The 18,668-nt window shown below is 51.6% G+C and carries 21 protein-coding genes and 1 tRNA gene; 10 read left to right on the plus strand and 12 right to left on the minus strand.

All coding sequences use genetic code 11. The features are described 5' to 3' along the window. Positions 1–90: 90 nt before the first annotated feature. The 3 genes from VCA57_RS12200 (at position 91) to VCA57_RS12210 (ending at position 4,216) form a co-directional block, all read left to right on the plus strand. The gene (locus tag VCA57_RS12200) at positions 91–366 is read left to right on the plus strand and encodes an XRE family transcriptional regulator (RefSeq protein WP_411185292.1); all 276 of its coding nucleotides are present in this window, start codon (positions 91–93) and stop codon (positions 364–366) included. A 249-nt stretch (positions 367–615) separates the two neighbouring features. Next, positions 616–2,802, plus strand: coding sequence for an ATP-binding protein (locus VCA57_RS12205; protein ID WP_411185293.1), 2,187 nt, complete (start codon positions 616–618; stop codon positions 2,800–2,802). Position 2,803: 1 nt separating this feature from the next. Then, a complete protein-coding gene (locus tag VCA57_RS12210) occupies positions 2,804–4,216 on the plus strand; it encodes a hypothetical protein (RefSeq protein ID WP_411185294.1) in 1,413 nt (470 codons plus the stop codon). Between the two features lie 27 nt (positions 4,217–4,243). On the opposite strand, the gene VCA57_RS12215 is transcribed toward VCA57_RS12210, so the two are convergent. After that, positions 4,244–5,218 (minus strand): DNA cytosine methyltransferase, encoded by a 975-nt coding sequence (locus VCA57_RS12215; protein WP_411185295.1) that lies wholly within the window; start codon positions 5,216–5,218, stop codon positions 4,244–4,246. An 85-nt stretch (positions 5,219–5,303) separates the two neighbouring features. On the opposite strand from VCA57_RS12215, the gene VCA57_RS12220 reads away from it, so the two are divergent. The 3 genes from VCA57_RS12220 (at position 5,304) to VCA57_RS12230 (ending at position 7,675) form a co-directional block, all read left to right on the plus strand. Then, positions 5,304–5,690 (plus strand): hypothetical protein, encoded by a 387-nt coding sequence (locus VCA57_RS12220; RefSeq protein WP_411185296.1) that lies wholly within the window; start codon positions 5,304–5,306, stop codon positions 5,688–5,690. Between the two features lie 98 nt (positions 5,691–5,788). Beyond that, positions 5,789–6,349, plus strand: a complete 561-nt coding sequence (locus VCA57_RS12225; protein ID WP_411185297.1) for a recombinase family protein — start codon at positions 5,789–5,791, stop codon at positions 6,347–6,349. Between the two features lie 474 nt (positions 6,350–6,823). Beyond that, a complete protein-coding gene (locus VCA57_RS12230) occupies positions 6,824–7,675 on the plus strand; it encodes a restriction endonuclease (RefSeq protein ID WP_411185298.1) in 852 nt (283 codons plus the stop codon). 7 nt (positions 7,676–7,682) lie between these two features. On the opposite strand, the gene VCA57_RS12235 is transcribed toward VCA57_RS12230, so the two are convergent. The 7 genes from VCA57_RS12235 to cydP all read right to left on the minus strand — a co-directional run bounded on the left by VCA57_RS12235 (position 7,683) and on the right by cydP (position 11,754). Then, positions 7,683–7,880 carry a carbon storage regulator gene (locus tag VCA57_RS12235; protein ID WP_411185299.1) on the minus strand — a complete coding sequence of 66 codons (198 nt, stop codon included), beginning with the start codon at positions 7,878–7,880 and terminating at the stop codon, positions 7,683–7,685. A 170-nt stretch (positions 7,881–8,050) separates the two neighbouring features. Further along, positions 8,051–8,140, minus strand: a tRNA-Ser gene (locus VCA57_RS12240). Positions 8,141–8,356: 216 nt separating this feature from the next. After that, positions 8,357–8,653 carry a cyd operon YbgE family protein gene (locus tag VCA57_RS12245; RefSeq protein WP_411185300.1) on the minus strand — a complete coding sequence of 99 codons (297 nt, stop codon included), beginning with the start codon at positions 8,651–8,653 and terminating at the stop codon, positions 8,357–8,359. Further along, positions 8,643–8,759, minus strand: a complete 117-nt coding sequence (gene cydX, locus VCA57_RS12250; RefSeq protein ID WP_411185301.1) for a cytochrome bd-I oxidase subunit CydX — start codon at positions 8,757–8,759, stop codon at positions 8,643–8,645. Before cydX ends, VCA57_RS12245 begins: the two co-directional genes overlap by 11 nt. 73 nt (positions 8,760–8,832) lie before the next feature. After that, positions 8,833–9,972 (minus strand): cytochrome d ubiquinol oxidase subunit II, encoded by a 1,140-nt coding sequence (gene cydB, locus VCA57_RS12255; RefSeq protein WP_411185302.1) that lies wholly within the window; start codon positions 9,970–9,972, stop codon positions 8,833–8,835. Then, positions 9,965–11,542, minus strand: coding sequence for a cytochrome ubiquinol oxidase subunit I (locus VCA57_RS12260; protein WP_411185303.1), 1,578 nt, complete (start codon positions 11,540–11,542; stop codon positions 9,965–9,967). Before VCA57_RS12260 ends, cydB begins: the two co-directional genes overlap by 8 nt. After that, the gene (cydP, locus tag VCA57_RS12265; RefSeq protein WP_411185304.1) at positions 11,539–11,754 is read right to left on the minus strand and encodes a cytochrome oxidase putative small subunit CydP; all 216 of its coding nucleotides are present in this window, start codon (positions 11,752–11,754) and stop codon (positions 11,539–11,541) included. Before cydP ends, VCA57_RS12260 begins: the two co-directional genes overlap by 4 nt. Positions 11,755–12,222: 468 nt before the next feature. Here cydP and VCA57_RS12270 point away from each other — a divergent pair, with 468 nt between their 5' ends. Beyond that, on the plus strand, positions 12,223–12,684 hold the full coding sequence (locus VCA57_RS12270; protein WP_411185305.1) for a GNAT family N-acetyltransferase: 462 nt from the start codon (positions 12,223–12,225) through the stop codon (positions 12,682–12,684). Between the two features lie 155 nt (positions 12,685–12,839). On the opposite strand, the gene VCA57_RS12275 is transcribed toward VCA57_RS12270, so the two are convergent. From VCA57_RS12275 to VCA57_RS12290, 4 genes are all read right to left on the minus strand, one after another. Further along, the gene (locus VCA57_RS12275) at positions 12,840–13,142 is read right to left on the minus strand and encodes a chaperone modulator CbpM (RefSeq protein ID WP_411185306.1); all 303 of its coding nucleotides are present in this window, start codon (positions 13,140–13,142) and stop codon (positions 12,840–12,842) included. A gap of 2 nt (positions 13,143–13,144) precedes the next feature. Beyond that, entirely contained in the window at positions 13,145–14,095 is a 951-nt protein-coding gene (locus tag VCA57_RS12280; protein WP_411185307.1) for a DnaJ C-terminal domain-containing protein, read from the minus strand. A 323-nt stretch (positions 14,096–14,418) separates the two neighbouring features. Continuing rightward, the gene (locus VCA57_RS12285; protein WP_411185308.1) at positions 14,419–14,706 is read right to left on the minus strand and encodes a DUF3509 domain-containing protein; all 288 of its coding nucleotides are present in this window, start codon (positions 14,704–14,706) and stop codon (positions 14,419–14,421) included. Positions 14,707–14,775: 69 nt separating this feature from the next. Next, complete coding sequence (locus VCA57_RS12290) at positions 14,776–14,997, minus strand: hypothetical protein (RefSeq protein WP_411185309.1); 222 nt, start codon at positions 14,995–14,997, stop codon at positions 14,776–14,778. 461 nt (positions 14,998–15,458) lie between these two features. On the opposite strand from VCA57_RS12290, the gene dnaX reads away from it, so the two are divergent. From dnaX to recR, 3 genes are all read left to right on the plus strand, one after another. Continuing rightward, positions 15,459–17,534 carry a DNA polymerase III subunit gamma/tau gene (gene dnaX, locus VCA57_RS12295; protein WP_411185310.1) on the plus strand — a complete coding sequence of 692 codons (2,076 nt, stop codon included), beginning with the start codon at positions 15,459–15,461 and terminating at the stop codon, positions 17,532–17,534. An 18-nt stretch (positions 17,535–17,552) separates the two neighbouring features. Continuing rightward, entirely contained in the window at positions 17,553–17,879 is a 327-nt protein-coding gene (locus VCA57_RS12300) for a YbaB/EbfC family nucleoid-associated protein (RefSeq protein WP_074940389.1), read from the plus strand. A 132-nt stretch (positions 17,880–18,011) separates the two neighbouring features. Beyond that, positions 18,012–18,611, plus strand: a complete 600-nt coding sequence (gene recR / locus VCA57_RS12305) for a recombination mediator RecR (protein ID WP_411185311.1) — start codon at positions 18,012–18,014, stop codon at positions 18,609–18,611. Positions 18,612–18,668: the final 57 nt, after the last annotated feature.

Raw genomic sequence — 18,668 nt, forward strand, 5'->3', positions numbered from 1 at the left:
CAGTAACAGCGCTATCCGATTTGGATAAAGCTGAAGCGATCATATTTGACTAGATCCAAATTGAATGGCGCTGGATTAGATCGATTAGCTATGATTAAGGAACGGGTAATAACCATTATTCGCTGGTCCGGCATCAAGCTTCCCAAGCTGGAAGAGATGACAGGCATCAGCCGCTATACCTGGAATAACCTGAAGAACCCTGCGAAAAATCGAGAGATAAAAGAAGAAGAGATCGAGGCAATTTGTGGGATCTATCCACAATTCGCTCTTTGGGTTGTTAGCGGGAAAATCGCACCTGAATGCGGACAGACAAGTCCTGACTACGAAGAAGCCCATTCAAACTTGAGCAAACCTCACGCGGGATAGCGATCACAAAGGAAGTGACTAGGCGCTGGTACGCCTGCGAAGGAAAATCGAATCACAAGGAATGATTTAAAGGAGCAAACATATGATCCCAGGGAAAGTGTTTATTTCTAGAATTATGATTATTGCAAATACCGCATCAAAACGTCGATTACCTACAAATCTATCGCGAAGATATTGTTTCGCCTAATATGAAATTAATTAAAAAACCTAATAAAACAGCCAAAAACTCAAAATTGAGTGCTAACTAACATGCAAAAAACAACAGCATCATTCAGACCAAAAGCTAGGTTAATGGAATTGCTGGGCGAGCAACTCATAAAAAACCATACGCTCGCACTTTTTGAGCTAGTTAAAAACTCATATGACGCCGATGCATCTGAAGTAAATTTAAACTTAGTAAATATTGATAAAGAAAACGGCGAAATAATAGTTAGAGACGATGGTTATGGCATGAGTTATGAGACCGTAACAGAAGTCTGGATGGAACCTGCTCACGGCCATAAATTAGAAAAAAGAATAAAAGGTGTCAGAACAGACAAAGGAAGGCTTCAAGTAGGTGAAAAAGGTGTGGGGAGATTTGCGGTTCATAGACTTGGAACGAAGATCTTAATGGTAACAAGGGCTAAAAATAAGCCCGAAGTAGTAGTTGATATAGACTGGGAAAATTTTTCAAAATCTGAATACTTAGATGAAGCTGAGATAGATATTTACGAACGCCCTCCGGAGCTATTCACCGGTAACGGCACGGGCACTTACATAAAAATTTCCAACCTAAAACAGACATGGAAACGAGGAGATATAAGAAAGCTCTACCGGTCAGTAAAATCAATGACTCCTGCCCCCTTAGAAATAAAAGAAGAACATAGCAAAAAGGAAGATGGATTTGAAGTTAACTTCAAATTAATACCAGAAAAAGACTGGCTAAGCGACTTATTCGACCCAGTACTTGCTGAAAGCCAAAGCCTGTTCAGCTTCGATTTTGAACTATCAAACAGCGGCCTGACATATACCTACAAATACACGCCTTACGCATCAATAGAGTCAGACTATAAAGGCATAGTAGAAAGCAGAAATATAAAAATTGATTTAGCAGCTTTTGAGTTCTTTCGATTTAGATTCCCCGAAGATGGAGAGAACTGGAGAGAGCGGAAAAAGAGAAATTATCGACCTGACTTGTACATAACCTCCGCACCTGAAAAACCTGGACTCGGTATAGGAAATCTTAAGGGACGGATCATCGGCTTTGACTTTGATAAAGAAATCCTCCGCTACATAAAAGACGAAGCAGGAGGACTAGAGGAATATGTAAAACAGCAAGGCGGTATAAAAGTTTATAGAGATGGTCTCCGTGTTTATAACTATGGCGAGCCTGGTGACGACTGGCTAGGACTTGACCATCGGAGGATTCAAGGACCTACTCGTAAATTTGGCAGCAAGCAAATAATCGGAGAGATCCATCTTGAACTTGACGGTAGCCCTGGCTTACAGGAAAAAACAAACCGAGAGGGCTTTGTAGAAAACGACGCATATAACGAACTTGTGTATGCGATGCTCTGCATAGTTTCTCAGTTCGAAGCAGAGAGAAACAAGGATAAACGCAAACTTAAAGACGCTTTAAATACCTCCCCAGGAACGCCACACGGCAAGAAAAAGGATGGAATAGAAGACATCCTCAACGAGCTAGAGCAGTCAGTAATACAGAACAAAGATTTAGATCAACAAATAGGACATCTGGTTAGAGGCGTCGGCAAAAGCTATAGAGAAACACGAGACATTATGCTTTCTGCTGCAGGTGCGGGGCTAGGACTTGTAACCGTGTTCCACGAGCTGGAACGCGGCGTAAAAGGACTCAATGCCTGCATAGCCGAAGGAGCACCACTAGACCAGCTAAAACAAATGTCTAACGAGTTAGTTTCAATACTGCAAGGCGCTATGTATATGGTAAGTAACAAGCGTATGGAGGAAATGAACGCCTCTGACCTTGTTAAATATGCACTTCTAACGCAACAAAGAAGATTCAGGCGACATAACATAACTTTCCTGGACGGATTCAAAAACGCTCCTCATTTAGACTTTAAAGTTAAAGGCATGAGGAGAATGCTAACCTCAGCCTTAGTAAATATAATAGATAATGCAATTTACTGGCTTGATGAAATAGAGACTGAACGCTACATATGGATTTCACCTTCTCAGGAACTTGAGGGCTCAGCGATAATAATTGCTGATAATGGCCCCGGCTTTATTGATGAGCCAATTGAATTGGTCCAGCCTTTTCACACTAGAAAACCAGCCGGAATGGGCATAGGCCTTTATTACTCTGACATGGTAATGAAATCACATACTGGTCGACTTTCATTCCCTGATACAGATGCAGTAGATAGACCTAAGTTACTAACCGGGGCCTGCATTGGCTTAGTATTTAACAAGGAAGCGTAAGATGCTTAAGACCGGACACGCGCTAGTTATCGATGACAAACAGAATGACGGCATGATTATATGTTCTGTACTCATCGAAAATTTTACACCATGCTATTTCTTTCAATATGACGAAAGAAAAGTTCTAGAGCATCAAGAGCAACAAAAACCAAAACTCACGGGTATACGCTTAATATTTCAGGATTTAGCGCTCACCTCCCAAGGTGAACCTAGTAAAACTGACTATGATGCAGCCGCGCTAACTATTGAAACGATAATATCGGAACAAAATGGACCGTGGCTTCTAGTCACTTGGTCTACATGGGCGGGCGCAGAAAACAATCTAGGAACACAAAAAGCTGAAGAAGTATTTAATCATCTTCGTGAAAATTTACCGCCAGGCCTAAGGCCTTTTGCATTTGTTGTTCTTGACACTAAACCAATGTACAGCAAAAGCGGACTTCACGGAGAATTGCAAGCAGTCTCAGAGATATCACCTGAACTAATCACCCATCTCTCAGACCACATTAAGGAAAAAACAGCTCAACACCCCGCAACAACAGCTTTAATCGAATGGGAAACTGAAGTATTTAGAGCGATATCAGAAACCGTCTCGGAAATTACAAGCTTTATACAACCAGGAAATAACTTTGATTCTGACTTGGGAAGCATACTCCGGGAATTGTCGCTTGCTGAAATAGGTAAAAATATATCTCCTGAAAACCTATCACGCGGACTGAAAGAAGTTTTATCTTCAATATTAAGGGACAAAATAAAATCAACCGCATGCGGCATCGAGAATTTTGGAGATATAAATGAAGATCAAACTCAACGACTTATAAACTGGAAGGCAAAAACAAACCGCATTATACACTTGGAGACTTCTGCACTTAGCCAGGACCTACCACCGGGGAGCATCGTAGAGCTATCACACAATCCAGAGCTTGCTCCAGGAAACTTCCAGTCAAAAGAAGATCTAGAAAAATTCATCAGGCCTAATTTTTTTCAATTTGATAACACAGACAATAGAGCAACCAAAAACAGGGTAAGTACCGAGTGCTCAATTATAGCTCTTGATCTTACTCCGCCATGTGACCATGCTCAAAACAAATCTCCATGGAATAAATACATAATAGGCCTTCTAGTTCCCGAGGCCAATATTAATTATTGTCGAGCACCAGATAGAATAAACGGGGGAAGAACAAATAAACTATTGGGGGATTACTTATTATGCCTCCCGGAAATGATGAACCAGGAGGGAGGAAAATATTTCCTAGTATTAAATTCAAAGCTTATTTTTTCAATAGACAAAACTAAAGCCAACAATGTTCTTAAAGAACACTACAAAGGCCGTTTAAGAGAACAAATTCTTAGCGACATAACGAGCTGGTTAATACGCCAATCAACCCGACCTGGAATAGTTGAGCTAAGATAAAAAAAGCCTCCATCGGAGGCTTTTCATTCATGCTGCATTGAGACATATCTTTCTTTGGAATAGGGACTGAACAATCGCCTCCATAACTGGTGAGCAAACAGCATTCCCCATCAGCTTTACTTTCTCACGCCTAGTCACATTCGGGAACTGGTATTGGTCCGGGAAGCCCATTGCTTTACGAAGCTCATCCGGTTGCAACATGCGCATCATGTGGCCATCCGGGGTGGGCTTCACATAGGCAAAACGGTCGATAGTCGTGACGGTGCGCAGGGGTTCATCCATGCGCTGCCAACCACCACCGCCATCAGAACCGTAATAGACGATCAGGAAGGCTTTATCTTCCCCCACTTCGGCAATCGCTCTGTCAGCACGTGCGAGGGTGTCCTTTGCACGCTTGGCTGTTCTGAGCGGTGTCATCTTGTATTTGTCGTCAGGTGCCAGGATGTCCCAGACGTTGCGGTAGATCGGGTTGAGGGGTTCAATCGGCTGCGGTTGGCCACGCAGTTCCGCAATCATGAATAGCCGACGACGGCGTTGTGCAACACCATAGTGGGATGAGTCGATAATCTGCTCGTGAACCTTGTATTTGAGCTTTTCCAGTGCGGCCTTGAGTTCGCCATAGCGTGACCAGGGCTTCATGTGCACGACGTTCTCAAGGGTGATCCAGCGAGGTTTCATGACCTTCGCGTAGCGGATGACCTGGAAGGCTGTATCGCGGCTTTCTTCGGAGCGCGGTTTGGCGCCGCGGGCACAGGTGTGGTGGGTGCATTCCGGGGATGAAATCAGCAGGTCGATGGGGCCTGTTTTGGCCAGAACCTGCTTCGGTGTGAGCTTACGCAGATCCTGCTCGAAAACATGCGCATCCGGGAAGTTGAGGCGGAAGGACTCTACTGCAGGCCCCCAGAGATCCACTCCACCGACGATGGTGGCTCCACCTTCACGAGCCCCAAGGCTGGCACCGCCCGCCCCGCAGAACATGTCAAAAGCGCGTATCTGATCCATACAAAAACATTCCGTTTTATCGTTGTAGCCAGGTTACCAGGTTACCGGCACCATTCAAGTTTTTATGACCAAGGACAGTCTGAAAATGAGCGATAACCTAGTTTTCTCGCATGATGTGCTGAGCAGTGCAGATCTGGTGATTGATGCCCGCTATGCCGGTAGCCGCAATGGCAATGCCAGTGATGAGCCGCTGACTCATCTGTTGAAGCTCAGTAACCAGGGCGGGTTTCGCATCCGGGGGAAGCGCGAGGATCCCCTGCTGATAACAATTTTCTCCAGCCTTGAAGATCAGGACTGGCCTGACGACGTGGATCTCTCTACCGGCGTGCTTACCTACTATGGCGACAATAAGAAGCCGGGGCGGAAACTAGATGAGACCAAGCGTTATGGCAACAACCTTCTGGAACTGATTTTCGAGAACCTGCATCTGGGGAAACGGGAGCAGATCCCACCGTTTATGAACCTACCCTGATTTCATCTCTTTCTAGCGTCATAAAATAGGGGTTACCATTTTGAACCTAGCATGTATAATGACACCACGTTATTGATACCAGCTAGGAGAAACCCACCATGTCCCGCACCTTTCTTTATTGCCGTGTCTCCACATCCGACCAAACAACTCAAAACCAAGTGCAGGAAGTGAAAGCGGCTGGCTTTGCCCTTGAAGCCCAACGGATAGTTGAAGAGACTATTTCAGGCAGCACCAGCGCCAGCGAGCGTAAAGGCTTTCAGAAGCTGTTGGAGCGTATGGAAGGTGGTGATGTTCTGGTAGTAACCAAACTCGATCGCCTAGGCCGTAACGCCATTGACGTTCAACAGACAGTGCAGAAGCTTGAATCTCAGGGCATCCGTGTTCATTGCCTTGCATTAGGTGGCGTAGACCTCACCAGTGCAGCCGGGAAGATGACAATGGGCGTTCTCGCTGCTGTTGCTGAGTTTGAGCGTGATCTACTGATCGAACGTACCCAAGCTGGTCTTGAGCGTGCAAAGAAAGAAGGTAAAACCCTAGGCCGTCCAAACGCTACACACCGGGACTCAGTGCAAGCCTTGAAGGTAGAAGGTAAAAGCCAAAGCCAAGTAGCAGCGGAGCTTGGGGTTAGCTTGTCTACAGTCAAACGCCTATGGGCATAGGCACACACATACACACCAGCACACTGCCTCGCCTGACAGCGGGGTTTTCTTCGCCTGAATCCCTACAATTTCTTGTACTGAATATAAGCCCCTTTCCGGGGCTTTTCTCGTATCCCTTCCTACCGGACGCATTCAAGCCGAACGCAGCAAACAGGTGCTGTTTTGCCAACAAGAAGAGGGTGTTTGACCTGCTTTGAGGCTATGCCCATGCCTATCGGTGCCAGTAGGTGCAAAGGGGCCACGATATTTGGGAGAACATCGACCCCGGCGGTACTGATTTCTCGCCCATGCTTATCAAAGGAGCCAACCCGCTGGGGTAAACGTCAGAAGCATCCGGGGCTATCTGGATATTTCCGACCTTGGCACACCAGATATTCCAGCATCAGCAGCCCGGAAAAAATAGGGTTGGGGGTGATGCCTCAGAATGGGGTAACCGCTACTATTCAGCCATCACACATGGATTTGGAGATTGGCGTGGAATGGTTAATTTTGCTAGCTGTCCTTTCAGTTGGTCTTTATTTCTTTCATTACCTGCCCAGCGTCCGCCGCCAACATCTCCGCAAAATCACACATTGCTTGGTAAAAATAGGTGGTCTCTCTGATGAGCAGTGGTCTCGTTCTCTAATCAACGAAGCGCAATACCTTGCCGCCAAGCAGGAAGTCGACATACAGCTTTTCAATCAGCTTGTTAAGAACGAAGTACGCATGCATGAGGCTGTACTGCGTAGAAAAAAAAGTCAGTCTTTGTACACAGACGATTACGGCATTACCCGCGATGATTCGTGGCGCACAATGGTTGATTATTTTGTTCGGTCGGTGCTTTTCCCCCTCAACACAAGCGAGCTTTATGACTTAGAAGAGGAATTCCTCTCCAGCCCTACCCACCACCTGTTCTCGGACACCGGTAACCGTGACATCGTCGAATACTGGATCGATTTTATTGACTGCCTTGTCGATCCTGAACCAATTGTCTCCAACCCCGATTTTGACGAGGTTATGACGGGTCATGAGTATGAGGAATACATTGCTGGCGTGATCCGGGGGCTTGGTTGGTCAGCAAGAGTTACGCCCGGTTCTGGTGATCACGGGGCTGACGTTATCGCCGAAAAAGACGGTATGAGGATCGCAGTACAGTGCAAGCTCTACAGCTCGCCTGTTGGGAATAAGAGTGTCCAAGAGGCATTTTCAGCAAAAAGTTTTTACGACTGCGATGACGCCTGCGTTGTAACCAATTCAAGCTTTACGTTGGCGGCAAAGAAAGCTGCGTCAAAGCTTGAAGTGGCTTTATTGCATCACGAAGACATGCCTGCATACTTCACCGACTAGGTCTACTTCAGTCACATAGCAAAGTCAGCTCATCACGCAGCACCAGCACGCTATCTGGTGCCTGTATGGCAATCCTGACTTTGCCCTCTCTAGTGACTTCGGAAATGGTGACGGTGATCCCGTCGCGGATTAGGTCGCCCAGCTCTTCGACATGCTCGGGCCTAATGGTGAATTGAAGTCCCTGGTCTACCTTCCTTGTTAGCATCAGTCTGCCCACAGCTCTCTCCTTGTTTGTGGTGGTACTCAACCAGCGTAGACCGGGCACAAGGATTCGCCACCACTGAAGAAAATGGCGGGGGCGTTTTGGATAGTTGTTGGATAGAACAGAAAATAAAAAGCCCCGTAACTCATTGAATTACAGGGCTTTTCTATATATGGCGGGAAGATAGGGATTTGAACCCTAGGTGCTATCGCTAACACAACGGATTTCGAATCCGTCCCGTTCGGCCACTCCGGCATCTTCCCGTGGCGGCGCGCATGATAGCAGTTGAAGTGCGTTTGGCGAACCCCTGTTTTGGAATTTTTCACATGCTTTCAGATGCTTGCGATCAAAGGCTGTGAGCTGTGGGGAAATCTGGCTAGTGGGGGGTTAAACAATCACCGTGGATGCCTGCGTTAATACCTCTTGCGCAGTCGGTAAATCTGCTCGAAGAAGCCATCTTCTCCACGTACACCTAAGCGTTACAGCGCTTGCGCGCGCCAGAGGATGGCGTAGCCCAGGCCCATAAGCAGCCATCCCGCAATGGGATGAAAGATGAACTTCCATACGTTGCTGATGGGATCAAAGCCGACACCATGAATAAACCCGCTGGAGATGCCGAGCATCGCCAGCATGATCAGGCTGTGGTTGTAGTGGCCATCTGCAGTCAGCATGGCCGCAGGATGGATCATTAAGATCAGCGTTAATGGGGTCGCCAGGATCAGCGATAAAGCGCGGCAGTAACCGCGCTGTATCCAGGGGCGTAGCTCACTCGTCACCCGCCACCTCTTCGTCAAGATTTTGGGTTGTTTCCAGCCAAAGCGCATTGATGATGCCGAAGCTGCAGGCCAGCAATACGCCCAATATCCAGGTGAAGTACCACATGTTGTTCTCCTTATCCCGCGAGGCGGGCATTGTGTGGCTCGTCAGCATTGCTTATGCCAACGAGCCGGCTCGCTCAATACAGGCCGTGTGGATTGGCTTCGATGGTTTTATCGGTCAGGCGTCCCCACATGCGTGTGTAGCACCAGAGGGTGTAAGCGAGAATCAGCGGCACAAAAATGCAGGCGACGACGAACATGATGCCCAGGGTTTTTTGGCTTGAAACCGCATCCCACACCGTCAAGCTGGAGGCCGGATCAATGCTCGATGGAAATACGAAGGGGAACAGTGCGAAGCCAGCAGTGCAGATGGTGCCAATGATCGCCAAGCTGCTGCCGACGAAGGCGACAACTCCGCTATTGGTCTGCGCACCCAATAGCGCAATAAAACCACCAATAAAGCCCAATAGCGGTGCACCAATTGTCAGGGGGTAGTGGGCGTAGTTGGCCATCCAGCCGGCATTGGTTGCGTTTACTTGTTTACCGAGTGGGTTGATCGAACCACCTAGATCAATACCATCTGCCACGCTCATCCCAGGTATTGCCAGCACCAGCCACAGGCCTGCTGCCGCGAATGCGAGCATAAAGACTACGCTGCACAAGCGTGTAGCGACGCGTGCCCGGGCATGCAGTGCGGCATCGGTACGCATCATCAGCCATGCGCCGCCGTGTGCCGAGAGCATGCTCAGGCTGACCACGCCGGCGAGCAGGGCGAAGGGGTGGAGCAAGCCAAAGAATGAGCCTTCATAGGTGGAGCGCATCAATGCGTCGAGGCGGAAGGGCAGGCCAAGGAACAGGTTGCCGAAGGCCACGCCGAACAGCAGCGCCGGTGCCGCACCGCCAACAAACAGGGCCCAGTCCCAGGCGGTGCGCCACTGTTGGTTTTCTAGCTTGCTGCGGTAGTCAAACCCGACGGGGCGGCAGAACAGGGCAAACAGCACCGCCAGCATCGCCCAATACAGGCCGGAAAAAGCCACTGCATAGACCACCGGCCAGGCGGCGAAGAGTGCGCCGCCAGCGGTAATAAACCACACCTGGTTGCCATCCCAATGCGGGGCGATGGTATTGATCGCCACACGGCGTTCATTGTCGGTCTTGCCGACGAAGGGCATCAGCGCCATGGCACCCATGTCAAAACCATCGGTCAGGGCAAAGCCGATCAGCAGGACGCCAATCAATACCCACCAGATCAGTTTCAGTGTTTCGTAATCAAACATGCTGAGCTCCCTGTACGTTGGCGATACGCTCAAAGTGATAGCGGCCGGTATGCAGGCTGGATGGGCCAAGGCGGACAAACTTGATCATCAGGTACATCTCAATCACCAGAAGCACGCTGTAGAAGGTGATCAGTGCGGCTAGCGAACCCCATATATCGGTTGTTGATAGCGATGAGGTGGACAGGTGAACCGGTAGCACTTCGGCAATCGACCACGGCTGGCGGCCATGCTCGGCGACGATCCAGCCGGTTTGCGCGGCGATCCACGGTAGCGGCAGGCTGAGCAGGGCAAATTTCAGTAACCAAGGCTTGTTTTCCGCGTTGCGTTTTACCGACGCCCAAGCCGCGAGGACGAACAGCAACAGCATGAGGAACCCAGACACGACCATCGCGCGGAAGGTCCAGAACATCGTGGCTACATGCGGGATGGAGCTGAGTGATGCTTGGCGGATCTGCTCTTCGCTGGAGTCGACCACTGTTGGGTTGTACTTCTTCAACAGCAGGCCGTAGCCAAGATCCTGTTTGACCTCATTGAACGAGGCAATGGTAGCGGCATCTTTGTTGCCAGCGCGGAGTTTCTCCAGCAAGCCGTAGGCAATCATGCCGTTGCGAATACGTACTTCATGCTGAGCGATCAGGTCTTTGAGGCCGGTTACTTCTTGGTCCAGCGAGCGGGTCGCGATGATTCCCATGACATAAGGAATCTTCACCGCATAGTCGGTCCTTTGTTCTTGCTGGTTGGGTAAGCCGAAGAGGGTAAAGGCCGCCGGGGCTTTTTCGGTGTCCCACTCGGCTTCGATGGCAGCTAGCTTGGTTTTCTGCACATCGCCAATTTCATACCCGGACTCATCCCCAAGAATGATGACCGAAATAGTTGAGGCCAGACCGAACACCGCCGCAATGGCGAAGGAACGTCGGGCGAAAGCCATGTCGCGCTTTTTCAGCAGGTAGAAGCTGGAAATGGCCAGCACAAAGATCGCGCCGGTGACATAGCCAGCCGACACGGTATGCACGAATTTGACCTGGGCTACGGGATTGAACAGCAGGGCACCAAAGTCGGTTAGCTCCATGCGCATGGTTTCAAAGTTGAACTCCGCACCCACGGGGTTCTGCATCCAGCCGTTGGCTATCAAGATCCACAGCGCCGACATGTTAGAGCCGATGGCAACCAGCCAGGTTACGGCTAAGTGCTGCACCCTGGATAAGCGATCCCAGCCAAAGAAAAACAGGCCGATAAAGGTTGATTCCAGGAAGAAGGCCATCATCCCTTCAATGGCCAGCGGTGCGCCGAAGATGTCGCCGACGTAGTGGCTGTAATAGGCCCAGTTGGTACCGAACTGGAACTCCATGGTCAGACCCGTGGTGACGCCCAGGGCGAAGTTGATACCAAACAACTTGCCCCAGAACTTCACCATGTCCTTGTAGATCTGTTTGCCGGTCATGACATAGACCGACTCCATGATTGCTAATAGGAAGGCCAGCCCCAGGGTCAGGGGCACGAAGAGAAAGTGGTACATCGCGGTCATTGCAAATTGCAGGCGCGAGAGATCAACGACGGATTCCGAGATCATCTCGGTTTCTCCTCAGTGGGTAGTGGTGAGCGGACGGCAGCGGTTTGGAACAGGAGGGCATCAAAGCGCTCAGCGCCATTGCTAGGCACTGTGGGCGCGCTGAACCAGATGGCTTTGATGCTGAATAGGATGATCAACTTGACCACTAAGATGACGCCGATCTCGCGCACCAGTGGAATGCGCCAGGGCGATTTCTGGGAGGTGTCGGACATGCCGGAGCTCCAAATCAATGGGGTGCTACCTAATCCGTTTAGAGGCAGGCGAGGGGGCGCTGGTAAGTCAAAGCAATGAGTTGCTAGCGAGTACAAGGCCAGCGGTTTCTTTGCTAAATATTGGCTTGTACCTTAGAGGTATATGGGTGGCGGGCATTGACATAGGTCAGTCGTTCGGCAGAACGAGAAAGGGAATTGCCTGTTTTTTAGGACGAGACCTTGGCCGTGACGCTGCAAGGCATGGTGCGGTCTTTTATCTGTTGGCGGGTGTCGCCTGAGCCGTTGTTTCTGGGTGTGCGCTTAACCAGAGGTCATTGCAGAGTAAGGCGGCGCGCGCATTGGCATTGCTGAGCACCGCTTCAATTGGGGCAACTAGCAAAATTCGCTGTGTGCCGCGCGCTTATGCGGGTTTTTCGAGGCAGTCCCTGGCATTCTGATCGGCCATGGTTAAGTTTTAGGGCGTTTTACATGCTGTGCGTGGATTGGCTAGAAAAGCAGATGGATAAGTGCGACACGATGGCTGAATGGCTTTATCGGCAATTCAGTTATGAATATGCCGAGCAATCACTAAGCGATTGGCAGCATGAGTTCGCTGAGGGGCAGTTTGATGGCCGCTGGAAAAGTTTGATCGCCACTGAGCACGGTCAGTTGCTCGGCGGGGCCGCTTTAGCCTGTGCGGATTTATCTACCCGGCCCGATCTTGGGCCTTGGCTTGCCTGCGTGTTCGTTACGCCCGAGGCGCGAGGGCGGGGGATTGCTGAGCAGTTAATCGAGGGTATCTGCAACCATGCGCGGGATACTGGGGTTGCAACCTTATACCTGCATACCCAGGACAAAAGTGCTTATTACGCTAAGCGTGGCTGGGAGGTATTGGAGCGTTTCGAGAACTGGGACAAAGAGCAGTGGCTAATGTCGCGGGATTTACAGTAATCCCGATCCGCTTTCCACTGGCCTGTGCTTGAAATTGCGGGTTTCGCTTTAGTTGGACAGGCGTCAGCATCCAGCTGACGCTCCGGATCTCCACGCGAGAAAGTGCGCTGTGTGGGCCAGGTAAACCTGCCCAGTCGCAAGCTGGGCCGATTAAACTAGCGCTCTTCCAAGCGGCTCAAGCGTCGGCGTAGATGGCTGTTCTCTGCGCGCAGTTGTTCCAACTCATCAATCAACTGCAGCGCCAGAGCGACGCCGGCCCAGTCAATTTGCAGATCACTTTGCAAGCGACGTGCGCGCTTGACCGCAACTAGAGCGTTGTTGTCGAACAGCCACTCATCCGGCGTTGTACCGCTAGGCTCGACTATCCCGTGGTCGACAATTTCCAGCAGCGTCACTTGGGTCAGTTCGGCGCACTGGCAGAACTCGTGAATGTTCAGTTGCATGATCAGCGTGCTCATCATCACTTACTCCACTCAGCTCGCGGGTTGAACGAGGCGTGCTCGGACAGCTGGGTCCAGAGTGCGCGCGTAGGTTCATCTGCCGTAGGCGGTATGACTAGCTTAACGAGCGCATACAAATCACCAGGCTCGCCGAGCTTGTTGAGCAAGCCCTTGCCCTTGATGCGCAGCCGTTGCCCGCTTTGCGTATTGGCTGGAATGTTCAGGTTGATCTTGCCGCCCAGGGTTGGCAGGGTGATTTTGCTACCCAGTGCGGCCTCCCAAGGTGTTAGCGGTACGGTGAGAATGAGGTCATGTCCCTCAACATCAAACAGCGAGTGAGGCACAAAGCGAATAATCAGATATAGGTCACCGTTTGCGGCACCGTTCAACCCCGGTGCTCCCTGGCCCTTCAGGCGGATGCGTTCACCATTTTCCACGCCAGGCGGGATTTTAACGTTGAGTGTCTTGCTGATGGCCGGCAATGGCTGGCCGTTAGCGTTGTATTGCGGTAGCTGGAAGGCGATTTTTTTCGTTTCGCCTGACAGGGTTTCTTCCAGCCTAATCGGCAACTCCATTTCCACGTCCTGTCCACGCTGAGCGCGGCTACGGCCTGCGCCTTGAGCGCGTCCTGCTGCGCCAAAAAGTGATTCGAAGAAATCAGAGTATTCGCGCTCACTGCCGCCAGCCTCCTCAGCAAAGCCAGCGCGGTTGCGTGGCTGCCAGCCGGGTGGTGGCTCAAAAGGCCGACCTTGCTGTGCGTATTTGAGGCGCTCATCGTACTCGGCGCGTTTTTCGGCGCTCTTGAGTACTTCGTAGGCCTCTGCAACTTCCTTGAATTTATCTTCGGCGTCTTTTTCCTTGCTGACGTCCGGATGATATTTGCGCGCCAGCTTTCGATAGGCGGCCTTGACTGCCTTGTCATCCGCCCCTGACTCGAGCCCAAGTACCTTGTAGTAATCCTTGAAGTCCATCGAACCCCCTGGGGAATCAGCTAACAACGGATCGTGTAGCCATATTAGGTGCACGCAGCGCAAACAATCTTGAGTTAGGTCAGGTGAGCGTGGTGTTGCTCAGCGCTCTAGGCTGTTTGGGGCTGCGTACCTGTTCTAGTCGGTAAGGTATTAGTGGCGTGCTTCGCGCCATAAAAGCAAAAACCCTTGACTATATCTATGATTATCAAGGGTTTAAGTCTTTTTTTGTGGGCGCACCTGCCAGTGCAGGCAGAGCCATTGTGCGCGTACGCCTCTGGAGCTAAGCGCTGTGTCAGAGGCTGGGCTTGAGCACGAACTTGATTTCAAGTGGTGTGGTAGCTAAGCACGCTGTCCTGTTCTTTCAGTGCCTTGCGCATGTCGGCAGGAATGTTGCCAGAGCGCATGGCAAGTTCTAGGCGAATGTCTTCAAGGCTTTGTGCGAAGGATTGAGGATCAGCAAGCTGTGCGGAACTAAGGACGCGGCTGTAGGCAGTGGTGTCGCTAGCATCCAGCAGTGAGAGGATAACGCCACCATCTGGGCGCGGCGGGCTAAAGGTGGCACGTAGCGGCGCAAACAGTTGTTCAACGAGTTCGCGGTTAAGGCTATCCATAACGGTGCTCCATCCTGATGGTTGATCGATTCAGACCTCAGGATGGCGCGATAGTTCGCCTGCTTATATTTAGGCGGTCAAGGATTGGCGCGCACGCTCAATCACTTGCTGCAGGTGTGCGCCGCTGTATTGGCCAGGGTACAAGCGCTGGCTGTGCTGGGCGATACCTGCGTGGTTGACGATGGTGAAACTGAAACTACCTTTGCGGGCAGCCAGAATGCGGCAATCAAGAGGTGCAAATGCACTAGATAGGGTGCGAATAGCATCCTGAATTTGGTGTTGTGTATTCATTCTTTTGGTACTTCCTAAAACAACGTGCGCGTCATTGCGCTGAATAGAGCTCCAGGCTGTCGACCTGCTAGGTCGATCGCATGTCTGGTTTGGAGCTGGACTGCACGCACAAGTTCCCATAAGGGTTACTGTGTGCGGGTCGGTACTTCGGAGGCGGGCTTGAATCAGCGCTTGCGCGTGATGGCCAGATCAGTCAGCAGGTTGGGGTCATGGGCGAGAGCTGTGCGGCATTGATGTGGGCAATGCGCTCTTTACCTGGAAACCAGCAAGGTGGCCAAAAGGCCTAATTGACTTACAGCGTGGTACGAACGGCGGGCATCATAATCGACTGATCAAAATTTAGCCAGACTAATTTGTGACCTGGTTTTCTCCCGCGGTATGTCGGCCGAGCATCAGATGCAATTTGCCCTATGCTCCGTTACGATTAGCCCACTTTTGCTTTCTTCTTGTGACGGGTTTCGATGAGTTATCAGGTTCTTGCACGTAAGTGGCGCCCGCGCTCGTTCAACGAAATGGTTGGCCAAACCCATGTGCTCAAAGCACTGATCAACGCGCTTGATAGCCAGCGCTTGCATCATGCCTACTTGTTCACGGGGACCCGCGGTGTAGGCAAAACCACCATTGCGCGCATTATCGCCAAGTGTTTGAACTGTGAAACCGGTATCAGCTCGCGGCCGTGCGGCGTCTGTTCGATTTGCAAGGAAATCGATGAGGGCCGATTTGTTGACCTTATTGAAGTGGATGCGGCCAGCCGAACCAAGGTTGAAGACACGCGTGAGCTATTGGACAACGTGCAGTATTCGCCTAGTCGCGGGCGCTTCAAGGTTTATCTGATCGACGAAGTACACATGCTTTCCACCAGCTCGTTCAATGCGCTGCTGAAAACCCTGGAAGAGCCGCCGCCCCACGTTAAATTCCTCTTGGCCACCACTGATCCGCAGAAGTTGCCGGTCACGGTGCTGTCGCGCTGTTTGCAATTCTCGCTGAAGAACATGCCGCCGGAGCGAGTGGTTGATCACCTCACGCATGTATTGACGGCCGAGCAGATCCCGTTTGAGAACGACGCCCTGTGGTTGTTGGGACGTGCTGCTGATGGTTCCATGCGTGATGCCATGAGCCTTACCGATCAGGCAATTGCCTTTGGTGAGGGTAAGGTGTTGGCCGCTGATGTGCGCGCCATGCTCGGCACGCTTGATCATGGCCAGGTATACGGCGTTCTGCATGCCTTGCTGGAAGGCGATGCGCGCGGTTTGATTGAGGCGGTGCGGCACTTGGCTGAGCAAGGGCCAGATTGGAGTGGCGTGCTGGCTGAAATGCTTAATGTTCTTCATCGTGTCGCCATTGCCCAGGCTTTGCCAGAGGCGGTAGACAATGGCCAGGGTGATCGCGAACGTGTGCTTGAGCTGGCAGGGGTTCTACCCAGCGAAGATGTTCAGTTTTATTACCAGATGGGCTTGATCGGTCGACGTGACCTACCGTTATCGCCCGACCCACGCAGCGGCTTTGAGATGGTGCTGCTGCGTATGTTGGCGTTCCGTCCGGCGGATACCCACGATGCGCCCAGGGTGGCGCTAAAGCCATTGGGGATCAGCCAGGCCACTGCTGATTCCACGGTTAACCCAGTGGCCGGCGCTGCTATGCAAGCGTCGGTCAATGTTTCTGCGACAACGTCTGCTACGCCAATACCACCTGCGGTTGAGCCGAGCCCGCCAGAGAACGCATCTGTTGCGCCGGCATCGGTCGTGGCTGCCCCTGAGCCAGCACCAGCAGCTAGCGAGCTCGAGGCGCTAGTTGAAGAGCCAGCGTTGCCTACGCCTACGCCTGCGCCTGAAGTGGCGGTAGTCGCTGCTGTTGTTGATTTACCTTGGGAAGAATCGTCGCCGCTTACTCCAGCATCGGTTGAACCAGTTGTTGATATCGTTGTTGCTGACGTGCCTGAGCCTGCGGCCATTAAATCGCCTGAGCCAGTCTCTACTGTTGATGCGCTGCCAGTCGACGAATCAGACGATGATGAGCCGCCGCTGGGCGATTACGACTATGTCGAAATGGATGCCGAGTCATTTGAGTATGACTTTGATGCCGTCGAGCGTGATGTGCCGGCCGAGCCTGAAGTCCTACCTGCGGCGCAGCCAGCTACCGGTTTGGCTGCCGATTGGCTGGAGTTGTTCCCTAAACTCGGCCTGTCCGGCATGACGGGGAGCATCGGCGCTAACTGCACACTGATTGCTGTAGATGGCGACAATTGGTTGCTGCACCTAGATCCTGCGCATTCGGCGTTGTTCAATCAGACCCAGCAGCGCCGTTTAAATGATGCTATCAATCAGTTTCATGGTCGCGAGCTCAAGGTGCAGATCGAGCTGTGTAAACCGGAGCAAGAAACTCCGGCGCAGGCCGCCGCGCATAAGCGCGCCAACCGCCAGCGCGAAGCCGAAACATCGATCCATCAGGATCCTGTGATCCAGCAAATGATTCAGCAGTTCGCCGCAGTAATCCGCGCGGACAGCATTGAACCTCTAGATACTTCCGTTAACCCCTAATTACCGAGGATTCGCACCATGATGAAAGGTGGCATGGCCGGCCTGATGAAGCAGGCTCAGCAGATGCAAGAAAAAATGCAGAAAATGCAGGAAGAGCTGGCCAACGCTGAAGTTACTGGTCAGTCCGGGGCTGGTTTGGTCAGCGTGGTGATGACGGGTCGTCACGACGTCAAGCGCATCACCCTCGATGACAGCTTGATGCAGGAAGACAAGGAAGTGCTTGAAGACCTGATTGCTGCAGCGGTGAACGACGCAGTACGTAAAGTTGAACAGAACAGTCAGGACAAGATGTCCGGCATGACTGCCGGTATGCAGTTGCCGCCCGGTTTTAAAATGCCATTCTAAGTAGCACTGGCTGCTGTGCAGTTGACTGTGCAGCAGCCTGTATCATCTCTGCTCTTCGCTTGTAGCGCCGTTGGCTGTGTTCGCTGGCGCTGTCTGGTATGCCCTAATCCTTGCTTTCATTGAGTTGTCCCCATGAGCTTTAGTCCTCTGATTCGCCACCTGATTGATTCTTTGCGCATCCTTCCTGGTGTTGGACAAAAGACAGCTCAGCGGATGGCCTTGCAACTGCTTGAGCGTGATCGCCATGGCGCGCTGCGTTTGGCGCAAGCGCTGACACAAGCGATGGAAGGTGTTGGCCACTGCAAGCAATGCCGCAGCCTGAGCGAGGATGAGGTGTGCCAGTTGTGCTTGGATCCGCGCCGGGATGACAGTCTGCTGTGTGTGGTCGAGGGACCGATGGATGTCTATGCGGTCGAGCACACGGGCTTTCGCGGGCGTTACTTCGTCCTCAAGGGGCATTTATCGCCGCTCGACGGCTTGGGGCCCGAAGCTATCGGTATTCCAGACTTACTGGCACGCGTCGAGCTGGGGGCCTTCAGCGAGGTGATTCTGGCGACTAATCCGACCGTGGAGGGTGAGGCTACAGCCCACTATATTGCCCAGTTGCTGGCGGGCAAGGGCTTGATTGCCTCACGCATTGCTCACGGAATGCCTCTCGGCGGCGAGCTTGAGTTAGTGGATGGCGGCACTCTTGCGCATTCGATTGCCGGGCGGCGACCTATCCTGCTCTAAGACTTTATCCGGCGGCGGCTTGATCGCCCTCGGGCATGGCGTAATCCTCTTCTTGTA

Origin of the sequence: Pseudomonas sp., assembly GCF_046581935.1 — a bacterium.
In the GTDB taxonomy this organism is placed as follows: domain Bacteria; phylum Pseudomonadota; class Gammaproteobacteria; order Pseudomonadales; family Pseudomonadaceae; genus Aquipseudomonas.